Source organism: Lentzea xinjiangensis (genome assembly GCF_900110955.1).
GTDB classification, from domain to species: domain Bacteria; phylum Actinomycetota; class Actinomycetes; order Mycobacteriales; family Pseudonocardiaceae; genus Lentzea; species Lentzea xinjiangensis.
In genome coordinates, this window is the sequence record NZ_FOFR01000008.1 from 226,192 (window position 1) to 244,042 (window position 17,851).

23 protein-coding genes are annotated in these 17,851 nt (G+C 70.7%); 11 read left to right on the forward strand and 12 right to left on the reverse strand.

The window, feature by feature from the left end:
• Positions 1-42 precede the first annotated feature (42 nt).
• Positions 43-777: an aminoglycoside phosphotransferase family protein gene (locus BMW88_RS42815; RefSeq protein ID WP_218148131.1), complete on the forward strand. Its 735-nt coding sequence runs from the start codon at positions 43-45 to the stop codon at positions 775-777.
• Between the two features lie 49 nt (positions 778-826).
• Here the strand turns inward: BMW88_RS42815 and BMW88_RS19455 are convergent, their stop codons facing one another.
• Entirely contained in the window at positions 827-1,228 is a 402-nt protein-coding gene (locus BMW88_RS19455; protein ID WP_218148132.1) for a VOC family protein, read from the reverse strand.
• Between the two features lie 31 nt (positions 1,229-1,259).
• A complete protein-coding gene (locus BMW88_RS19460) occupies positions 1,260-1,709 on the reverse strand; it encodes a tetratricopeptide repeat protein (protein ID WP_089952523.1) in 450 nt (149 codons plus the stop codon).
• A 255-nt stretch (positions 1,710-1,964) separates the two neighbouring features.
• Here BMW88_RS19460 and BMW88_RS19465 point away from each other — a divergent pair, with 255 nt between their 5' ends.
• A complete protein-coding gene (locus BMW88_RS19465) occupies positions 1,965-2,471 on the forward strand; it encodes a DinB family protein (RefSeq protein ID WP_089952718.1) in 507 nt (168 codons plus the stop codon).
• On the opposite strand, the gene BMW88_RS19470 is transcribed toward BMW88_RS19465, so the two are convergent.
• From BMW88_RS19470 to BMW88_RS19480, 3 genes are read right to left on the reverse strand one after another with little or no spacing between them, the layout of a single operon-like run.
• Positions 2,458-3,615, reverse strand: a complete 1,158-nt coding sequence (locus tag BMW88_RS19470) for an MAB_1171c family putative transporter (protein WP_089952525.1) — start codon at positions 3,613-3,615, stop codon at positions 2,458-2,460. The genes BMW88_RS19465 and BMW88_RS19470 overlap by 14 nt on opposite strands.
• A 5-nt stretch (positions 3,616-3,620) precedes the next feature.
• Positions 3,621-4,130 (reverse strand): hypothetical protein, encoded by a 510-nt coding sequence (locus BMW88_RS19475; RefSeq protein WP_143116149.1) that lies wholly within the window; start codon positions 4,128-4,130, stop codon positions 3,621-3,623.
• The gene (locus BMW88_RS19480; protein ID WP_245777917.1) at positions 4,127-4,606 is read right to left on the reverse strand and encodes an XRE family transcriptional regulator; all 480 of its coding nucleotides are present in this window, start codon (positions 4,604-4,606) and stop codon (positions 4,127-4,129) included. Before BMW88_RS19480 ends, BMW88_RS19475 begins: the two co-directional genes overlap by 4 nt.
• 294 nt (positions 4,607-4,900) lie before the next feature.
• Between BMW88_RS19480 and BMW88_RS19485 the strand changes: the two genes are divergently transcribed.
• Genes BMW88_RS19485 through BMW88_RS19495 form a run of 3 tightly spaced genes read left to right on the forward strand, consistent with a single transcriptional unit; the run spans position 4,901 to position 6,627 of the window.
• Positions 4,901-5,188, forward strand: a complete 288-nt coding sequence (locus tag BMW88_RS19485; RefSeq protein WP_089952722.1) for a muconolactone Delta-isomerase — start codon at positions 4,901-4,903, stop codon at positions 5,186-5,188.
• Between the two features lie 58 nt (positions 5,189-5,246).
• A complete protein-coding gene (locus BMW88_RS19490; RefSeq protein WP_143116150.1) occupies positions 5,247-5,669 on the forward strand; it encodes a hypothetical protein in 423 nt (140 codons plus the stop codon).
• A 16-nt stretch (positions 5,670-5,685) separates the two neighbouring features.
• Positions 5,686-6,627, forward strand: coding sequence for an LLM class flavin-dependent oxidoreductase (locus tag BMW88_RS19495; RefSeq protein WP_089952530.1), 942 nt, complete (start codon positions 5,686-5,688; stop codon positions 6,625-6,627).
• Positions 6,628-6,968: 341 nt separating this feature from the next.
• Here the strand turns inward: BMW88_RS19495 and BMW88_RS19500 are convergent, their stop codons facing one another.
• The gene (locus tag BMW88_RS19500; RefSeq protein ID WP_089952532.1) at positions 6,969-7,466 is read right to left on the reverse strand and encodes a MarR family winged helix-turn-helix transcriptional regulator; all 498 of its coding nucleotides are present in this window, start codon (positions 7,464-7,466) and stop codon (positions 6,969-6,971) included.
• Between the two features lie 13 nt (positions 7,467-7,479).
• Complete coding sequence (locus tag BMW88_RS19505) at positions 7,480-7,707, reverse strand: hexameric tyrosine-coordinated heme protein (RefSeq protein ID WP_089952534.1); 228 nt, start codon at positions 7,705-7,707, stop codon at positions 7,480-7,482.
• Positions 7,708-7,860: 153 nt separating this feature from the next.
• Between BMW88_RS19505 and BMW88_RS19510 the strand changes: the two genes are divergently transcribed.
• Complete coding sequence (locus BMW88_RS19510; RefSeq protein ID WP_089952536.1) at positions 7,861-8,838, forward strand: L-threonylcarbamoyladenylate synthase; 978 nt, start codon at positions 7,861-7,863, stop codon at positions 8,836-8,838.
• 14 nt (positions 8,839-8,852) lie between these two features.
• On the opposite strand, the gene BMW88_RS19515 is transcribed toward BMW88_RS19510, so the two are convergent.
• Positions 8,853-9,491, reverse strand: coding sequence for a carbonic anhydrase (locus BMW88_RS19515; RefSeq protein WP_089952724.1), 639 nt, complete (start codon positions 9,489-9,491; stop codon positions 8,853-8,855).
• Between the two features lie 292 nt (positions 9,492-9,783).
• Positions 9,784-10,653 carry an alpha/beta fold hydrolase gene (locus tag BMW88_RS19520; protein WP_089952538.1) on the reverse strand — a complete coding sequence of 290 codons (870 nt, stop codon included), beginning with the start codon at positions 10,651-10,653 and terminating at the stop codon, positions 9,784-9,786.
• 92 nt (positions 10,654-10,745) lie between these two features.
• On the opposite strand from BMW88_RS19520, the gene BMW88_RS19525 reads away from it, so the two are divergent.
• The gene (locus BMW88_RS19525) at positions 10,746-11,345 is read left to right on the forward strand and encodes a TetR/AcrR family transcriptional regulator (RefSeq protein ID WP_089952726.1); all 600 of its coding nucleotides are present in this window, start codon (positions 10,746-10,748) and stop codon (positions 11,343-11,345) included.
• Positions 11,346-11,446: 101 nt separating this feature from the next.
• Here BMW88_RS19525 and BMW88_RS19530 read toward each other — a convergent pair whose 3' ends face one another.
• The gene (locus tag BMW88_RS19530) at positions 11,447-11,815 is read right to left on the reverse strand and encodes a winged helix-turn-helix transcriptional regulator (protein WP_089952541.1); all 369 of its coding nucleotides are present in this window, start codon (positions 11,813-11,815) and stop codon (positions 11,447-11,449) included.
• A gap of 96 nt (positions 11,816-11,911) precedes the next feature.
• Here BMW88_RS19530 and BMW88_RS19535 point away from each other — a divergent pair, with 96 nt between their 5' ends.
• Together BMW88_RS19535 and BMW88_RS19540 are read left to right on the forward strand one after the other, a co-directional pair.
• Complete coding sequence (locus tag BMW88_RS19535; RefSeq protein ID WP_089952543.1) at positions 11,912-12,298, forward strand: RidA family protein; 387 nt, start codon at positions 11,912-11,914, stop codon at positions 12,296-12,298.
• A 55-nt stretch (positions 12,299-12,353) separates the two neighbouring features.
• Entirely contained in the window at positions 12,354-12,773 is a 420-nt protein-coding gene (locus BMW88_RS19540; RefSeq protein ID WP_089952545.1) for a hypothetical protein, read from the forward strand.
• Positions 12,774-12,831: 58 nt separating this feature from the next.
• Here BMW88_RS19540 and BMW88_RS19545 read toward each other — a convergent pair whose 3' ends face one another.
• Positions 12,832-13,218, reverse strand: a complete 387-nt coding sequence (locus BMW88_RS19545) for a hypothetical protein (RefSeq protein ID WP_089952547.1) — start codon at positions 13,216-13,218, stop codon at positions 12,832-12,834.
• A gap of 99 nt (positions 13,219-13,317) precedes the next feature.
• On the opposite strand from BMW88_RS19545, the gene BMW88_RS19550 reads away from it, so the two are divergent.
• Together BMW88_RS19550 and BMW88_RS19555 are read left to right on the forward strand one after the other, a co-directional pair.
• A complete protein-coding gene (locus tag BMW88_RS19550; RefSeq protein ID WP_089952549.1) occupies positions 13,318-13,980 on the forward strand; it encodes a class I SAM-dependent DNA methyltransferase in 663 nt (220 codons plus the stop codon).
• A gap of 52 nt (positions 13,981-14,032) precedes the next feature.
• The gene (locus BMW88_RS19555) at positions 14,033-15,064 is read left to right on the forward strand and encodes an FAD-dependent oxidoreductase (RefSeq protein ID WP_089952552.1); all 1,032 of its coding nucleotides are present in this window, start codon (positions 14,033-14,035) and stop codon (positions 15,062-15,064) included.
• A gap of 58 nt (positions 15,065-15,122) precedes the next feature.
• Here the strand turns inward: BMW88_RS19555 and BMW88_RS19560 are convergent, their stop codons facing one another.
• The gene (locus BMW88_RS19560) at positions 15,123-17,846 is read right to left on the reverse strand and encodes an AbfB domain-containing protein (RefSeq protein WP_089952554.1); all 2,724 of its coding nucleotides are present in this window, start codon (positions 17,844-17,846) and stop codon (positions 15,123-15,125) included.
• Positions 17,847-17,851 lie beyond the last annotated feature (5 nt).

The window sequence follows — 17,851 nt, forward strand, 5'->3', positions numbered from 1 at the left end:
GATGAGCGCACCGAGGATTGAAGACAACCACGAGGAGTGCGAGTGGTTCTGCACGGGATGGCGGAAGCGGAGCGGGAACCGGAGATCCCGTTGACCGGAGGCCGGATCACGCAAGGGGTGGTCCGGGTCGGGGACACCGTGCGACGGCCGGTCGGGCCGCATTCACCGTTCGTGCACCGGTTGCTCCGGCACCTGGAGGACGTCGGCTGCGAGGCCGCACCGCGGCTGCTCGGAATCGACGCCGAGGGCCGCGAGGTCCTCAGCTTCCAGCAGGGTGCGACGCTGACCGCCTTCCGGGCCCGCGAGTGGTCACCCGCCCAGATCACCGCCGCGGCACGGCTGCTGCGCCGATTGCACGACGCGACCGCCGGCACACCGCTTGCGGGCGGTGAGGAGACGGTGTGCCACAACGACTTCTCCCCACTCAACGTCGCGTTCGCCGATGGCCTCCCGGTGTCCGCCTTCGACTTCGACCAAGGCGCCCCCGGCCCCCGCACGCGCGACCTCGCCTACGCCGCCTGGTTGTGGCTGCTCGGCGCCGACATAGTCAGACACCTCGACCACCAGGTGGGTCTCCTGCGCACGTTCCTCGACGCCTACGGGCTGGAACACCCGCGGCGCCAGAGCTTCGGCCGGCGCATCGTTGCCAGAGTCGAGGCAGAACGCGACTTCCACGCCCGTGCCGGGCGCGTCGCCGGTCCCGGAACCTGGCTGCACAACGAGATCATCTGGTTGGGGGACCACGCCGACGCCATCGACCGGGGCTTGGGCACCTGACGGGAGACCGAGAGCGGCCTCCGGAGACAGGAGAGGCTCGCGTCCGGGCTCACGGCCAGGTTCGAGCCAGCCTTTCGAACGTCTCCTGGTCGCTGTGCACTGGCACCACGCAGAGCAGATGGCCGCCGGGTGCGCGCAGCGTGTGGCAGTCCAGCCAGCGGGAGACCGGTTCCGCGCCCAGCGCGGTCAGGCGGGCGACCTCGGCCGGCACGTCGTCGGTCTCGATGTCGACGTGGTAGCGCGGCGCGTCGTCGACCGCCTGGACGTCGACGGTCAAACCGGGTACGGCGCCGTCCAGAGCCGTGAACTGCTCCTCGCCCGCCACCGGACGCGCCGGCACACCCAGTGCGGCGGACCAGAAGCTCGCGGCCGAACCGGCCTGCGCGACGGGTGTGTCGATGAAGATCCCGAAGAGCCTGCTGCGGTGCACGGCTTCGAGCCTATCCGTCATCGACCACCCGTCAACGTCACGCGGCACGCCTCTAGATGTCGGCCGTCTCGCCACCGAAAGCGGCGGCCAGGCGCAGCCACGGCGCGGCCTCCTCGGCCCGTCCCTGCCGCTCCAGCGTGCGCCCGAGCAGCAGGTGCGCGTAGTGCTCGACCGGGTCGCGGTCCACGATCACGCGGAGCTGCGCCTCGGCCTTGCCGAGCTGCGCCGAGTGGTAGTAGGCGCGGGCGAGCAGCAGCCGGAGGTCCGTCTGGAACGGCACCTCGGCGGCCACCTCGGCCAGCAGCTGAGCGGCCTTGATGTAGTCCCTGCTGTCGAACAGCAGCCGGGCCCGCTCCCACTTCTCGGCCGGCGTGTCCACGTGCCCCGGGTCGAACAGGCGCATCGCGGTCACCCAGCGGTCGGCCGCCACCTCGCCGTTGCGCTGGTAGGCGTTGAAGTCGTACCCCGTGCTGTCGTGCACCGCGAAGTCGTTGTCCCTCATGACTCTCCTTCCGGCGCGTACAACGTCCACCGCCGCGGGTTATTCCGGCAGCGGGCCCGCGCGGTCTGCGACTCGTTGGCCGCGAGCCGGGTGGTGGCCGTCGCCAGGTACGCCTCGGGTTCAGCACGGCCTCCCGATCGGCGAGCCGCCAGACCTCCCGCACCAGGTCCTCGGTGTCGCGAGTCTCGCCTGCCGGCACCATCCAGGTGGGAATCGCGAGTGCGCGAGACCGTCGCGGCACCCCAGACTGGCGCCATGACCACCGAACGCCCCAGCCCCCCGTTGCAGGGCGGCGAACGCGAGACCCTGCGCGCCTACCTCGACTTCCACCGCGCCACCCTCGCGGTGAAGTGCGAGGGCCTGTCCGACGAGGACCTGCGCCGCCGCTCGATGCCGCCGTCCGCGCTGACGTTGCTGGGGCTCGTGCGGCACATGGCGGAGGTGGAGCGCACCTGGTTCCGCAAGGTGATCAACGGCGAGGACGTGCCGCTGGTGTGGTCGGCCGACGGCGACTACCAGGCGGCCTACGACGCCGGGGCCTCCACGCGCGGCGAGGCTTTCGCGGCCTGGCTGGCGGAGGTCGAGCACGCGCGCAGGATCGAGCGCGAGGCCGTTTCGCTGGACGTCACGGGCTACCAGCCGCGCTGGGCGGCGCACGTGTCGCTGCGGCTGGTCATGCACCACCTCTGCCACGAGTACGCGCGGCACAACGGCCACGCGGACTTCCTGCGCGAAGGCATCGACGGCGTCACAGGGGCGTGAGGCTCCGCTCGGCCGCCGCCGCCACGACCGGGTCGCGCAGTGCCCGGTCCAGGGCGAGCAACGCCGCCAGCTCGTCGTCCAGATCGGACGCCGCCGACCACGCCGAGGTCTCCGCGGGGTGCAGCGCCCGCGGCGACGCGAGACCGATCCGCAGCACGCACGCGTCCAGCGCGAGCGGATCGGTGACGCCCGCCTCCTCGAGGATGCTGCCCGCACAGGCCCGCCGGTCGGGCGACACGCGGCCGGACAGCTCGAGCTGGGCGTCGCGGATCTCCACCGTCCGCCGGTACAGCCGCAGCTCCAGCGAGCCCGCGAACCAGCGCGGCACGGCGCCCAGCACCACCTCCGGCACGGCCCCGGTCAGCTCCGTCCACAAGGGACCGATCCGCCGGTAGCCGCGCAGCCGGCGCCCCCACCTCACCGCGTTGGCCCCGGCCTGGACCAGTCCGCCCAGGGCAAGCAGCAGCACGCCGAGCGCCATTGCCATCTCGGTGACCAGGCCGTAGGTCGCGTAGCGGGTGCCCTGCGGCACGAACCCGAACCCGTACGCGATCACGTACCAGTACCGGCAGCCCGCGTACCCGATGAACGACAGGAAACTCAGCCACAGCAGGAAGACCGCCACCCGCAACGGGCCGCGGGTCCGGCGCCGCAGCGGGTGCAGCGCCACCGCTCCGATCACCACCGCGACGGTGAGGCAGGTGATGTTCACCAGGTGGAAGACGATCGTCGCGGGGTGCGTCGGCTGCCAGTAGCCGAAGTCCGGCCGGTCCAGCCTCCTCGGGATGAGCAGGAACGCCGAGACCTCCACCGCCGCGACGACGGCCAGCACCACCCACGTCCGCCGCACACCCCGGACCTTCGTGCCCGACACGACCAGCCCGAACCCGACCGCGGACGCGATGCCCGCGATCGTCGTCCCGCTCGCGACCAGGATGGCCAGGTCCGGCACGCCGAAGAACCGGTCGAACGCGTACCTCAGCTCCCGCACGACGAGCGTGGCGGAGGTGGCGAAGCACAGGAACGCCAGTGCGGCCGCTCTGCCCCGCAGCGAGCGGCCGGCCAGGCGCACGCGGACGAGGACGACGCCCCAGGTGACGACGAGCACCGCGAACACCGCGGCCGGAAGTTCGAGCGAGGTCATGACCGCTACCTGTTCCCGGGAAGGCCGAACACTTCGTCGATCACGCCGAGCACCCCGTCCGGACGTGCGGGCACCGCGCTCCAGCCGGCCTGCTCGCGGATCAGCGCCGCGACCATCTCCGCCTCCTGCTCCTCGGGCGTCGAGTAGCGGGTGCGCATGAGCACGCGCCGCACCATCGCCGGGTCGAGGTCGCCGAGCAGCGCGAGGAGACCGTTGTCACCGTTGGCGAGCGTGTGGTCGCAGAGCATGTGGCCGATCTCGTGCAGGATGATGTTCTGCTGGTGCAACGCGGAAGCACCGCGGGCGTGGAAGATGTGGTCGGCCCCGGCCGTCGACACCCACAGCCCGCACGGCAGGTCCGCCGCCCCCGTGTACGGCAACGGGTGCAGGTGGAGATCACGTCCCCGGTGCGCGGACACCCGCGCGCACAGCGCCTCGACCGAGAACGGCTGGGGCACCTCGAAGCCCGCCAGCAGCTCCCGGGACCGGCGGCGCAGGCGGCGCCACCGCGTCACGACTCGTCCGCGTCGGCCGCACCGGTCACGCCGCCCTCGCCAGTCGTGCCAGCCGCCTCGTCGGCCGGTGGCAGCCCCTCGATCGACCGCGCGTGCTGGACCATGCCGAGAACGGCCTTGATGCTCGCCGGCGACAGGCCCGAGGCGCGCAGGGCGAGCGCGCGCACGTCGCTGTCCCGCAGCGCGACCAGCAGTTCGAGCTGGTCGTCGACGCCGCTGGTGTCGTCGTCGAGGAAGTAGGACGCGGGGACCCCGAAGAAGTGCGCGAGGCCTTCCAGGTGGCGTTTGGTGGGGTTGTCGCGCAACCCCTTGCGCAGCTGCCACACGTAGGTGTGCGAGATCGAGATGCCGTCCTCGCGGATCGCGGCGGCCACCTCTTCGTAGGTGTACTCGCGCCGGCCCGCCGGGCGCACCGCTTTGAAAAGCCGGTCCAGCCGTTCGGCCAGCGAGGCCGGCTGCTCCCCTTGGGCTACCACGTGCTCCATCCTAGTTGACGGCGGTCACACCCCGTCAGCGCGAGGAGGCCAGGCCCGCGCCGGCGACGCCGCGATGTCGATCGCCGCCGTGCGCCCCTCACGTTCGGCGTAGTGCGCGGCTACCGCTTCGATCACGACCGCAACGGGTATTCCACCGCACGGCGGCACCTCGGCCGAGAGCCGGGAGCCGGCCGCCACACCCGCCGCGCCACGACGGCGGCGACCCGCACCTGCCCGGCGGGCCGGGGTCGAACCGGACCCCGCGGCCGTCGCGGCGCCCACTCGGAGGTGACCGTGCTCTTCCACGTGCGCATGGACGTGACACTGCCCCACGACCTCGACCCGAACCGCCGCGCCGAACTGGTGCAGGCCGAACGGGAACGGACGCTGGAACTGCAGAAGATGGGCGTGTTGCCGCACCTGTGGCGGGTCGTCGGGCAGTACGGCGACATCTGCGTCTTCGACGTGCCGTCCAACGACGAGCTGCACGCGTTCCTCTCCTCGTTGCCGCTGCGGGAGTTCATGCGGGTCGAGGTGACGCCGCTGGCGACCCATCCCTCCGACCTGACGGCCCAACCGTGACGAGCGCCTGCACCGGCGATTTACCGCCGGCTAACCGGCCCGCACCACCGTGGCGGACATGCGCAAAGTCAAGTTGGTCCTGCCCGCCGTGGCGTTGTCGGCACTGTCGGCACTCGCGGCCGGCGGCACCGCCCAGGCCGAGCAGGCGCCGGGATGTGCCGGCACCGTGCAGATCGGCTCCACCGGGTACGTGAAGAAGAGCGGCACGATCATCGCCTCGGTCAAGCAGTTCAAGGGCTGCGGCAAGAACTGGGCCTACACCTACGTGTGGGACTCCTACGCCGCCCAGCCGGGCAGCTTCAGCTCCAGTGCCGCGATGGTCGTCAACGGCGCCCGCGACTTCGGCAGCAACGTCAACGGCTACAACAAGCAGGACGTCTGGTCCAAGGGCACCGACACGCTCACCGAGTGCACCAGGGCGTACGGCGAGGTGTGGGGCGACGGCAACGTCTACTCGGGACAGACCGACGAGCGCTGCTGACCCCTACTCTGGCGGTATGGGGATTCGCTTGTCGGTGCTGGACACCTCTCCGGTCGTCCAGGGCTCGACCCCGCGGCAGGCGCTGCGCGACACCGTCGACCTGGCGGAGCTGGCGGAGGAGCTGGGGTTCCACCGGTACTGGGTGCCGGAGCACCACGGCATGCGCGGCGTCGCCAGCTCCGCACCGGCCGTGCTGGCCGGGCACCTGGCGGCGGTCACGTCACGCCTGCGCATCGGGGCGGGCGGCGTGCTGCTGCCCAACCACCCGCCGCTCGTCGTGGCCGAGCAGTTCGGCACGCTCGCCGCCCTGCACCCCGGCCGGATCGACCTGGGCGTGGGCCGGGCACCGGGCGGGCCGCCGCACGTGGTCGCGTCCCTGCGCAGGACCGGCGAGCCGTACCGCTCGCAGCTCGAGGAGCTCCTGGCGTTGCTGGACCCCGCGGGCACCGTCGCGGTACCGGTGCGGGGCGGCAACGTGCCCTCGCCGTGGCTGCTCGGCTCGTCCCCCGCCACCGCGGCCCTCGCGGCGGAGCTGGGCCTGCCCTTCGCGTTCGCGCGGCACCTCAGCCCCGACCGGGCCTGCCAGGCGGACCTGGTCAGCGTCTCGGTGATCGCGGCGGAGGACGACGCGCGGGCGCAGTGGCTGGCCGGGCCGATCAGGGCGAAGGTCCGTAGCCGCCGGGAGGGCACGCGGATCCTGCTGCCCCACCCCGACGACGTGCCCCACCCCGACGACATGCCCGCCTCCCCCGACGACGGCCGCGTGCTGGTCGGCGGGCCCGAGACGATCACGCGCAAGCTCCAGGCGGTGCTCGACGAGACCGGCACGGAGGAGCTGATGATCACTTCGCCGATCTACCACCACGCGGACCGCCGCCGCAGCTACGAGCTGGTGGCCGCCGTCGGGGCCGGCCTCCGGCCCGCCGGTGGGGCCTCCCTGCCGCCGCGGGACCACTGACCCCGGCGAGACCATCCGCCAGCCCTACCGGCACAGTCACGACCACCGCCTCCGGCCAGCCGTCGGGACGCCTCCACCGCACCCACCGGCCCGCCGGCGGACCTCCCGGCCGCGCCTGCACCACCAACCCCGGCGCGACCACCCGCCAGCCCCCAACAGCACCGTCACAACCAGCCCCGACCCGCTCCCGGCCCGCGGAAAACCGGTTGTGCTCGAACCCCGAGTTCCAGAGGTCTCGTTCGTCCTCGGACCGACGACCGGAGGGCTCCATGCACCACGTGTTCCTGACCTACAACTGCGAGGACCGGCCGAAACCTCTGCCGCGCACCTGTTCGGCAGGTCTACCGGCTGCCCGCGTCGGCACCCGGCCTGCCGGACTCATCGCGGCGGTCCGTCCGTGACGCGAGGGCGTCGTTGATCTGTCCGCAGAGCGCGCGCAACTGTCGTTCGTCGGCAGGCGACAAACCCATCTGGCACAGCATCTTCTCGGGCACCTCGCCGGCCTCGCGCTGAAGGCGCCTGCCCGCCTCGGTGACCGACAGGACGAGGCGGCGCTCGTCGTCCTCCGCTCTCCTCCTGTCGAGCAACCCCGCGGCCTCCAACCGTTTCACCACCGGAGTCAGGGTCGGCGGGTCCAGCAGGGTGCGCTCGGCGAGAGTCCGCAAGTCCACGCCGTCCTGCTCCCACAACGTCATCATCACGACGTACTGCGTGTAGGTGAGGTCCAGCGGCTGCAGGAGCGGGCGGTAGGCACGGGTGATGGCGTTGACCGCGCTGTAGAGCGCGAAGCACGACTGTTCCGACATGCGGTGCACCTTCATGCCACCGGTCTCACCCATGCCTGCCCGTTCCTCAGCGCCAATGGTTGTTCGCCGCGGCGATGGTCGCGTACTCCGTCGCCACGACCTGGGCAATCGCGATCAAGCTGTGGTGGTCCTCCGCGTAGGCCGGCCTCAGCCGCTGGCGGACCTCCGCGTCCGACTGGGTCGCTTTCACGGTCAGCCTGGCGAGTTTGACGGCCAGAGCGCGTCCCTCATCGGGAGTCGCGGTGATCAGGGTGTTGCCCGGTACCAGTTCCATCGATGCTTCCTGATCAGTTCGTGCGCCAATCATTAGCACACGAACTAAGATGTCAAGGGGTGTCCCGGGATCAACTGCCGTCGGCTCTCCGGTCGGGTGGATCAAGGCGAGGTGGCGGAACGGCCAGGAAGGCCGGGTGGGAGAATCGCACGGATGTCGGCAGGAACAAGTGGTACTGAAGAGGCAGCAGGCGTGCTTCGCGCCGGGGGCCTGGTGGCCTTCCCCACCGAGACCGTTTACGGTCTGGGCGCGAACGCCGAGGATCCGATCGCTGTGGCGCGCGTCTTCGAGGTCAAGGGACGTCCGCCCTCCCACCCGTTGATTGTCCACCTCGGCAGCGCGGATCAGCTCGACGACTGGGCCGAAGACGTACCTGGTGCGGCGCGCCTGCTGGCCGAACGCTTCTGGCCGGGACCACTGACGTTGGTTCTCCGGCGCGGTCGCAGGGTCCCGCTGGAAGCGACGGGTGGCTTGGAGACGGTGGCACTGCGCGTGCCTGGCCATCCCGTCGCGCTCGCGCTGCTGTCCGCTTTCGGCGGCGGCGTGGCGGCCCCGTCCGCCAACCGGTTCGGCTCGGTCAGCCCGACCACGGCGAGCCACGTCCGCTCAGAGCTCGGCGATGCCGTCGACCTCGTGCTGGACGGCGGCCCCTGCGAGGTCGGTGTCGAGTCGACCATCGTCGACGCCACGGCTGACGTCCCCGGCGTTCTTCGGCCCGGCGGGGTGACGAGGGAAGACCTGGAGGCAGCCCTGGGTTTCCCGCCGGCGGTCCACTCGACGAGCCGCGTCAGGGTGCCGGGCCAGCACCCGTCGCATTACGCGCCGCGCGCACGGGTCATCCTCGTCGATCCCGACAAGGTCGTCGTCGAGGCGGAACTCGAGCAGGCGCTGGGGCACCGGGTGGGCGTGCTCCTCCCCGCGTCCTTCCGCGGCACCCCGGTGAACGCGCACGCCGTGGTACAGGTCCCCGCTTCGATGGCGGGCTACGCACGTGGGCTGTACGGGTTCCTGCGAGAGCTCGATCAGCAGGGGTGTGACCTCATCATCGCCTCCTTGCCGGTGGAGACGGGACTGGGACTCGCGATCGCCAACCGGCTCCACCGCGCCGCAGGACCACGACCGGCGGAATGACGTTCTCTGCCGTGTCACACAGCCGGGACGGACACATCCAGGCCACGAGCGGCAGCGAGGTGCGCGCTGCCGTCGGCAAGCCGGTAGCACAACCCGACCACGGCCGTCCTGCCGGCGGCCACCCGTTCGGCGAGCAGGCGGGAGCGGTCGAGCAGCAGGTCGACGGTGCGGCTGACGTGCTCGGCAACAACCTCGTCGGCCTGCAGACGCCCGGCGGCCCGCGCCGCCAGCACGCTGGGCGTCACACGCTCGACGACGTCCCGGATGTACCCGCCCGGCACGGCGCCGTCGTCCAGTGCGGCGCACGCGGCACCCACCGCGCCGCACGCGTCGTGGCCGAGGACCACGACCAAGGGGCAGTCCAGCACCTCCGCCCCGTACTCGATGCTGCCCAGCACCTCGGCGCCCACGACGTGGCCCGCCGTGCGCACCACGAACAGGTCACCCAGGCCGCGGTCGAAGATGATCTCGGCGGCCAGCCGCGAGTCCGAACACCCGAACAACACGGCGAACGGACGTTGGGCCGGTGCGATCTCCGAGCGACGGGTCGCGTCCTGGTTCGGATGCTCCGGCGTACCGGCGACGAAGCGCTGATTGCCCGAAAGCAGCAGTTCGAAGGCTTCCTGAGGAGTCGGAGACGTGAACTCGGCCATGATCACATGGTAAATCACGTGCTCAGTTGTCACACGCCGTCCGGGCGATCGGCCGACGCCAGAACAGCGGCCGAGTCGCGGTGCCTTGGTGACGGCGCCCGGAAGCGGGGGCCATCCTCGAGGCGATCAGCCTCAAGAGCACGGAGTCGGAGCGGGTCGGGAGCAACTCCGCACGGTGAACGTGCTTGAACGGTCCTCAACGGATCTGATCGTCATAGTCGGCGTACTCCCCGGCAAAGCAGCCAGCACCCGCGAATCCCGTCCAGCAGATCCTGAGCCGGTGGACGAGGTGTTATTCCGGCAAGTCCGCTCTGTCGTCCCCGACGAGAGTGAGGATCCGGGAGATCGTCAGGTCCGGTTGCTCCATGGTCAGCGCGTGGGTGGCCCCCGGCACGACCTCCGCGCGGAGGCGGGGATTGAGCGCCTCGACGCGGGCAGCGACCGCGCGTGCGTCGTGGACGGCGCAGCGTTCGCCGAGCACGAAGTGGACGGGCACCTCGATCGCGCGCAGTTGGTCGTCGGTGAACTCGTACAGTGGCGGGAAGTGCGGTTTGTACTTGAGCCCGCGGAGCAGCAACGGGGCCAGGGTGCGGCGCACGTGGGGATCCCCGGACATGATCCGGCGCAGGATCGGCGCCGGCAGCAGCCAGCGGAACATCTGGCCGAAGCTCCAGAGGACGAACCGCAGCCCGATGATCCCGAAGCCCCCCGGTTCGAAGGCGATCACGCCCGCGATCCGGTCGGTGGAGCGCATGGCGAGGTCCAGCGCGATCATGGCGCCGCGGGAGATCCCGACGAGGTGGAACTTCTCGTGGCCGAGGCCCGCGAGCACGTCGGCGAGCCAGTCCGCCTGGTCCTGGCCGCTCTGCACGGGACGCGTCTGGACCGAGCGACCCGGTTCGCCGATCGTGTCCACCGCGTACACCGTGTGCCGCTCGGCCAGTTCGGCGACGTAGGAGTACCAGGACAACGACGTGCCCATGACACCGTGCAGCAGCACTATCGGCGTGCCCTGCCCGGTGCCGCTGCGCCGGACCCTGGTCGGCCCGAACCGCGTCTCGACGTCCAGATCCTCGGCCGGAACGGGCCACTTCCGCAAGATCGCGTCGTAGGTGGCGAAGTAGTTCTCCTGAGCCTTCTGATCCTTGAATCTTCCGAGCACGTCGACCCCCAGATCGGTTTTCCAATGCAGATGCAATGTTATAGCAACCCGGCTCGTCAGGCCAGCAGCGGCCGATGTGGCACAGTGATCAGGTGCCGAAACGCGTTGACCACGACCAGCGAAGGCGTGAGATCGCGGAGGCGCTCTTCCGGATCGCGGCGACGCAGAGCCTGCAGGCGGTGACGCTGCGGGCGGTCGCCGCGGAGGCCGGCATCTCGATGTTCCAGGTGCAGTACTACTTCCCCGCCAAAGAGCAGATGCTCCAGTACGCCTGGCACCGCATCACCGAACTGAGCGGCGAGCGGTCAGGACGAAGCATCGCCGAGGCGTTGCGGACCGGCGACGAACGCGCCGTCGTCCGCGCGTGCCTGCTCAGCGTGCTGCCGACCGACGAACGCAGCCGCATGCTGTGCGCGGTGCAGATCGCCTACTTCGCCGTCGACGTCACCCGCGGCGGCCAGCCTCCGGACCAGCAGGCCATGCTGCCCCACCTCGTACGCCTGCTCGCCGGCCAGCTCGACCAAGCCCAGCAGCGCGGCGGCGTTCCGGCGCACTTCGACACCCGGCTGGAGGCCGACGCGCTCGCGACCATGACCGCCGGCCTGCTCAGCGCAATGCTGGTCGAGGCCTATGACACCGAGCAGGCGACGCGGATCATCGACTACCGGCTCGGACACCTGTTCGCCGGCTAGCGGTCACGCCACGCTCGATCATCCGACCGCGCGGCGTCCGCTGCCGCCGTGGTGAGCCGTCCGTCCACTTCGGATCGGCGATCGCCGCTCACCGGTGACCGTCACTGCGATCGGCCGAACCGGCCGCGCGCCTCCTCGATCTCACCCAGGTAGCGCTGCGTCCAGTCGCACATCCCGTCGACGATGCCGCGCAACGCCCGTCCCGGTTCGGTGAGCGCGTAGTCGACGCGCGGCGGCACGGTCGGGTGCACCACGCGCGAGATCAGCCCGTTGCGCTCCAGCAGCCGCAGGTTCTGGGTCAGCATCTTGTGGCTGATGCCGTCGACGCCGGTCTTGAGCTCGGTGAAGCGCCGCGTCCGGTCACCGATCTCCTCGATGATCAGCAGCGCCCACTTGTTCGCGATGTCCGAGAAGATCTCGCGCGCCAACGAGTCGGCCCGCGCGATGTCTCCGCTGAGCTGCTTGCTCACCTTTTGGTTCCTCGCTCACGACAAAGTGCGTTCTTCCAGGTCGTCGCCCACTCTCCTACGGTTATCCAGTAACCACAAGAGAGCGAAGGACGAGCTGTGATCACCCTCATCAACCCCGCCGGGCTGCCGGAAGTCGACGTCTACCACCAGGTCGCCGTCGCGACCGGGACGAAGACGATCTACGTGGCCGGTCAGGTCGCCTGGGACGCCGAGCCCGACCTCGCCGTCCAGGTCGAGCAGGCCTACGTGAACGTCCACACCGCGCTCGAGGCCGCCGGGGCGACGTTCGACGACCTCGTGAAGGTGACCGTGTACGTCGTGGACTGGACGCCGGACAAGATGCCGCAGCTCCTCGACGGCATCGCCAGGGCGGCGAAGAGGACCGGCAGGACGCCGGTCCCGCCCGCCACGCTGATCGGCGTGGCCGCGCTGGACGTGCCGGAGCACCTGGTCGAGATCGAGGCCGTCGCCGTGACCGGCTGATTTACCGCCGGCCAACCGGCGGGCCCGAGGCTGCCCCTCGAAGAGAGGAGCACCCATGCACAGGACCCTGGCCGCCGGTGCCGTCGCGCTCGCCGTCGCGGGCGTGTTCGGCGTCGGCACCGGTCATGCCGAGACGAACCCCGCCTGCCCCGGCGCCACCCAGATCGGTTCGACGGCGTACGTCAAGAACGGCACCACGACCGTCGCGTCGGTCAAGCAGTACGCGGGCTGTGGCAAGAACTACTCGTACATCTACGTGTGGGACTCGTGGATCGCGAGCCACGGCAGGGACTTCGTCCTCCGCACCTACATCCTCACCGGGTCGAACGTGACGCACGGGTACAAGACCGGTGCTCGCGGACAGCAGGAGCTGTGGTCCGGTGGAGCGAACACGCTCGACCAGTGCACGCGCGCGCACGGTGAAGTCGACGGGGACAGCTACTTCCTGTCCGCCAGGACCGGCGAGCGCTGCTGAGTCCCGTGCGACGCTGACGGTGGTACGCCCGGCCGGACCGTGCCGGCCGGGCGCGTGTTCAGGCGGTGGTACGGCGTCTCGCGCCGCGCATGCCCACGAGGAGCGCCAGCCCCGCCGACAACGCGATACCCGCGCTCACCACGAGTTGGTTGAGCCAAACGGCGGAGCTGCCGCCATCTCCCGGCCGCAGCGACACGACCAGCAGCCACAGCGCCAGACCGATCGTGATCTGCCGCAGCAACGGCACGTCCAACGGCGCCATCGCGCGCACCATGCCGAGCAGCATGATCACGACAGCCAGGCCCATGGACACCCAGTAGGGCCGGAAAGCGTGCAGAGACGCGCCGAAGTGCAGCACCGGTGGCGCCGCGATCAACCACACACCGGCCAGGAAGGCGGCGACACCCGCCCTGCTCTCGGCGGTTCGTCCGTGTATGTCCCCCACGGGTGTCATTCTCGCCTGTGGCGAACCTCCAGGGAACACCCTGTTCGTTCCCGGTACACCTGTCCGCGTGCCGGGCCGGGGATGGCTAGGGTCTCCGCCATGATCGAGTCGTCCGCGCTGCACGACACCAGGGCCGCCTACGACGCCGTCGCCGGCCTGTACGCCGAGCTCTTCAGCGACGTTCTCACGACCCTGCCGCTGGAACGCGCGATGCTGGCCGCGTTCGCCGAACTGGTGAGCGCGCAGGGCGCCGGACCGGTCGCCGATCTCGGCTGCGGTCCCGGCCACGTGACAGCGCACCTCGACGGCCTGGGAGTCGAGGCCTTCGGCGTCGACCTGTCCCCGGAGATGGTCGCCCTGGCCCGCGAAGCGCATCCGCACCTGCGGTTCGACGAGGGGTCGATGACCGCACTCGACCTCGCCGACGGCGTCCTCGGCGGCATCCTCGCGTACTTCTCCGTCATCCACACCCCGCCGCGGGACCTGCCGGTCGTGTTCGCGGAGTTCGCGCGGGTGCTGGCACCGGGCGGGCACGTGCTGCTCGGCTTCTTCGCCGGCGACGACCCGGTGCCGCAGCCGTTCGACCACAAGGTCGCCCTCGCCTACCGCTGGGCGCCCGACAGCATCGCGGACCTGGTGCGCCAGGCCGGTTTCGCCGAGGTCGCCAGGGTGCAGCGCGAGCCCCACGACGGCGAGCGGCCGTTCCGGCAGGCCCTCCTCCTCGCCCGCAAGGCCTGTGGAGAACCCGTGCAGATCCCGTGAAGGTGTTGCGGGAAGACGGGATCCGCGGCACCGGCCGGTTCTACCGTCGGGCATGGACACCGTGGACGTGCTCGTCGTCGGAGCCGGGCTGGCCGGCCTGAACACCGCGCGCCTGCTCGCCGGGGCAGGCCTCGACGTGGCTGTGTGCGAACGCAGGACGAGCCTCGAGACAGGCATCCGCACGACCGGCATCTTCGTGCGACGCACGCTGACCGACTACGAGCTGCCGCACCTGGGGCCCGCGGTCCGCCGCGTGCTGCTCCACCCGCCCTCGCTCCGCTCACCGGTCGAGCTGGTCAGCTCCCGCGACGAGTTCCGGGTGGGCGACATGGCCGGCATCTACGCCAGGGCCGTCGAGGACGCCGAACGCGCCGGGGCACGGGTGCGCCTGAACGCCGGTTACCCGGCCAAGGCGACCAAGGCGCGCTTCACCATCGGCGCGGACGGCGCGCGCTCCACGGTCGCGCGCGAACTCGGGCTCGACGTGAACCGGCAGCTCATCACCGGGATCGAGGAGGTCTACCCGGTCAGGACCGGCGCCACGCCGACGTTCCACTGCGTCGTGGACCCAGGCCTCGCCCCCGGCTACATCGCGTGGGTGGTCGACGACGGCGAGCACGCGCACGTGGGACTCGCCGGGCGCGCCGACCGCTTCACCGCGCCGCTCCCCCAGCTCCTGCAACGGTTCCGCGACAGCTTCCCGACGCCGGCGCCGGCCGGTCCGGTCAGGCGCAGGGGCGGCCCCATCCCGGTCGGCGGGCTGCTGCGCCGGATCGTCTCACGGGAAGGGCTGCTGGTCGGTGACGCGGCGGGCGCGGTCTCCCCGCTCACGGCCGGTGGGCTCGACCCGTGCCTGCGGATGTCCGAGCTCGCGGCGTCGGTCACGTTCGACTACCTGCGCAGCGGCAACAGGTACGTGCTGGAGCACTACGACGGCGCCGCGCTGCGACGCCGTCATCTCCTCCGCTCACAGCTACGGCGCGGGCTGTCGCTCGTGCGTCAGCCGAGCATCGCCGAACTGGCGTTCAGCGCGTTGCGCACGCCGATCGGCAAGGCCGTGGCGAAGCGGATCCTGTTCACCTAGGACCACCGGGACGCGACCGCGTCCCGGTGGTCATCGGCTGATCAACAGCGGTTCTTCCCTACGGCACCCACGGCGCGCTCACGGCCCAGCTCACGTCCTGGCTGTACGAGGCGGGGTTGTCGTACGCGTGTGCGCCGCCGTTCGAGGCGACCCAGACCTCCTCCTGGTAGTGCCGCATGTTCGTGCCCAGCTCGTTGAACGACTCCAGCCGCACACCACCCGTGCCCTGCTGGGCGCAGAACGTCGCGTCGCGGCGGAAGATGTCCGTGTTGTCGTTCGTGGCGAGGCGGACGCGGAAGTCCGCGTGCCGCAGGTACTGGTTCGGGAAGTTGCGGGCCTCGAGCGAGTAGCAGGTCGGGTCGGCGAGCCCGCGCCGGACGACGAACGTGGCGTCCGACTTCAGCAGGCCGTCGCTGGAGCTCGTCACGACGTCCGTGCGCGCCAGCGCGTCGCGGTGCCGCAGGTAGCGGTCCGTGAAGCCGGGCGAGGTCACCCGGAACGACCGGGCCTGGTCCAGCGGCAGTTCCGCGCCGCTGCGCCACAACGCGAAGCCGATCGCCCACGTCGTGTCGGCGGCGAAGGAGCTCGCGGTGTCCCAGGGGTTCGGGCCGCCGCTGCGGGCCAGGTAGACGTTCGAGTTGTAGTGCCGCACGAACGCACCGCGCACGTTGTACGACTCCAGCGCGGTACCGCCGGATCCTTCCCTCGGGCAGAACGTGGCGTCGGCGCGGAACAGGCTCGTGCCGTCGTTCACGTCCTTGCGGACGACGGAGTTGCTGTGCCTGAGGAACTCACCGGGGAAGTTCCTCGACTCGAACGACACGCAGGCCGCGTCGGCGAGACCCGGACGCACGTGGAACGTGGCGTCCAACCGGCCCAGATCGGTGTTGATCACGTCGGTGCGCGCCGTTCCGCCCGTGTGGCGCAGGTAGCGATCGGTGTAGCCGGAGGTCGTGACGCGCAGCGACACCACGTCGTCCGGTCCCACCGCCGTGCCGCGGGCGATGGCGAGCACCTTCAGGTTGATGTCCCGCACCCGCGACTCGGTCATCTTCAGAACGCGGCGGTCGTAGGTGTAGAAGCCGTTGACCTCGTTCTCCACGTCGTAGGGCTCGGTGTAGACCGACGCGGACAATCCGCGCGTGTGGACCAGTCGCGCGACCTGCTTCGCGACCTCCTCGTACCGCTTGGTGAGCGACTGCTCGTCGGGGTACAGGGCTCCGTAGGCGAACCCCGCGCCCGGCTGGTACTCGTGACCGACGATCCTGCGCCCCAGGCCGCCGAACTCGCCGAGCACCGCGACCCTGGTGCTGTCGGGCGGGCGGGTGGCGGTCGTGATCTGGTAGTGGTGGTCGTCGATCACGTCGCCGTTGCCCGGATCGGGATCGGAGACGCAGCAGTTGGAGCCGGAGTTGTGGTTGATCAGGCGGGTGTTGTCGATCGAGCGGACGAGGTCGACGATCCGGCCCGCGTCGTACTCGCCCCAGCCCTCGTTGAACGGCACCCACTGCACGATCGAGGTGATGCCCTTGAGCTGGTCGACCATCCGGCGCAGCTCGGACTCGAAGTGGGTGCGGCCGTTCGGGACCTCGTCGACCGCGTCGAGCGAGGGCATGTCCTGCCAGACCAGCAGGCCGATCCGGTCGGCGTGGTAGAACCAGCGCGCCGGCTCGACCTTGATGTGCTTGCGGACCATGTTGAAGCCCAACGCCTTCTGGCGTTCGAGGTCCCACCGCAGCGCCGCGTCGGTCGGCGCGGTGTAGATGCCGTCCGGCCAGTAGCCCTGGTCGAGCGTGCCCTGCTGGAAGACGAACTTCCCGTTCAGCAACGGCCGCATGACGCCGCCGACCACCGCCTTGCCGAGCGAGCGCATGCCGAAGTAGCCGGTGGCGGAGTCCCCGCTGCCCAGCGTCACGCGCAGGTCGTAGAGGAACGGGTCGTCCGGCGACCACAGCCGGGCGTTGGGCACCGGGACGCGCAGGGAGGTGCCGGTCGTGCCGGTCTGCCTGCCGACCACCTGCCCGCCGCTGAGCACCTCGGCGGTGACGCTCTGGCCCGCCGTGCCCTGCACGACCAGGTCGAGTGCGCCCGCGCCGACGTTCGGCGTGGTGTCGAGGCGCGTGATGTGCGCGCCGCGCACCGGTTCCAGCCACACCGTCTGCCAGATGCCGGACGCGGCGGTGTAGAAGATCCCGCTCGGGTCGCGGCGCTGCTTGCCGATGGGGTAGCGGCTGCCGTCGACCGGCGAGTGGACGCCGACGACGATCTCGTTCGTGCCCCCGTTGAGCGCGGAGGTGATGTCGAACGAGAACGCGTCGAAGCCGCCCGTGTGCGCGCCGACCTGCCTGCCGTTGACCCAGACCCTCGTCTCCCAGGTGACCGCGCCGAAGTTGAGCTTCACCTGGCGACCGTTCCAGGTGGACGGCACGGTGAAGGTGCGGCGGTAGAACATGTTGTCCTCGTGCCGCTTGATGCCCGACAGAGCGGACTCGATCGGGTACGGCACGAGGACGCCTTCGGGCAAGGGCCTGCCGATCGGCGGGTTGCTCAGGTTCGGTGCCCCGGCGAACTCCCAGACACCGTTGAGGTTCTGCCACTCTGGTCGCTGGAGCTGGGGCCTCGGGTACTCGGGCAGGGCGTTGGCCGGCGACACCTGGGAGGTCCAGGGGGTCGCCAGCGGAGGGGTCTTGGGGACCCACTCCACCGCGTGGGCCGCTGTCGGCGTGATGAAGGTGGCGGTGATCAGGGTTCCGACCAACACGCCCAGGACGCGTCTGGTCATGGCTC

Excerpts from the sequence above, each read along its gene's own strand:
- BMW88_RS19455 (WP_218148132.1), bottom strand. The coding sequence starts at position 1,228 with ATGACGGATAGGCTCGAAGCCGTGCACCGCAGCAGGCTCTTCGGGATC.
- BMW88_RS19460 (WP_089952523.1), bottom strand. The coding sequence starts at position 1,709 with ATGAGGGACAACGACTTCGCGGTGCACGACAGCACGGGGTACGACTTC.
- BMW88_RS19465 (WP_089952718.1), top strand. The coding sequence starts at position 1,965 with ATGACCACCGAACGCCCCAGCCCCCCGTTGCAGGGCGGCGAACGCGAG.
- BMW88_RS19470 (WP_089952525.1), bottom strand. The coding sequence starts at position 3,615 with ATGACCTCGCTCGAACTTCCGGCCGCGGTGTTCGCGGTGCTCGTCGTC.
- BMW88_RS19490 (WP_143116150.1), top strand. The coding sequence starts at position 5,247 with ATGCGCAAAGTCAAGTTGGTCCTGCCCGCCGTGGCGTTGTCGGCACTG.
- BMW88_RS19495 (WP_089952530.1), top strand. The coding sequence starts at position 5,686 with ATGGGGATTCGCTTGTCGGTGCTGGACACCTCTCCGGTCGTCCAGGGC.
- BMW88_RS19500 (WP_089952532.1), bottom strand. The coding sequence starts at position 7,466 with ATGGGTGAGACCGGTGGCATGAAGGTGCACCGCATGTCGGAACAGTCG.
- BMW88_RS19505 (WP_089952534.1), bottom strand. The coding sequence starts at position 7,707 with ATGGAACTGGTACCGGGCAACACCCTGATCACCGCGACTCCCGATGAG.
- BMW88_RS19510 (WP_089952536.1), top strand. The coding sequence starts at position 7,861 with ATGTCGGCAGGAACAAGTGGTACTGAAGAGGCAGCAGGCGTGCTTCGC.
- BMW88_RS19515 (WP_089952724.1), bottom strand. The coding sequence starts at position 9,491 with ATGGCCGAGTTCACGTCTCCGACTCCTCAGGAAGCCTTCGAACTGCTG.
- BMW88_RS19540 (WP_089952545.1), top strand. The coding sequence starts at position 12,354 with ATGCACAGGACCCTGGCCGCCGGTGCCGTCGCGCTCGCCGTCGCGGGC.
- BMW88_RS19550 (WP_089952549.1), top strand. The coding sequence starts at position 13,318 with ATGATCGAGTCGTCCGCGCTGCACGACACCAGGGCCGCCTACGACGCC.
- BMW88_RS19555 (WP_089952552.1), top strand. The coding sequence starts at position 14,033 with ATGGACACCGTGGACGTGCTCGTCGTCGGAGCCGGGCTGGCCGGCCTG.
- BMW88_RS19560 (WP_089952554.1), bottom strand. The coding sequence starts at position 17,846 with ATGACCAGACGCGTCCTGGGCGTGTTGGTCGGAACCCTGATCACCGCC.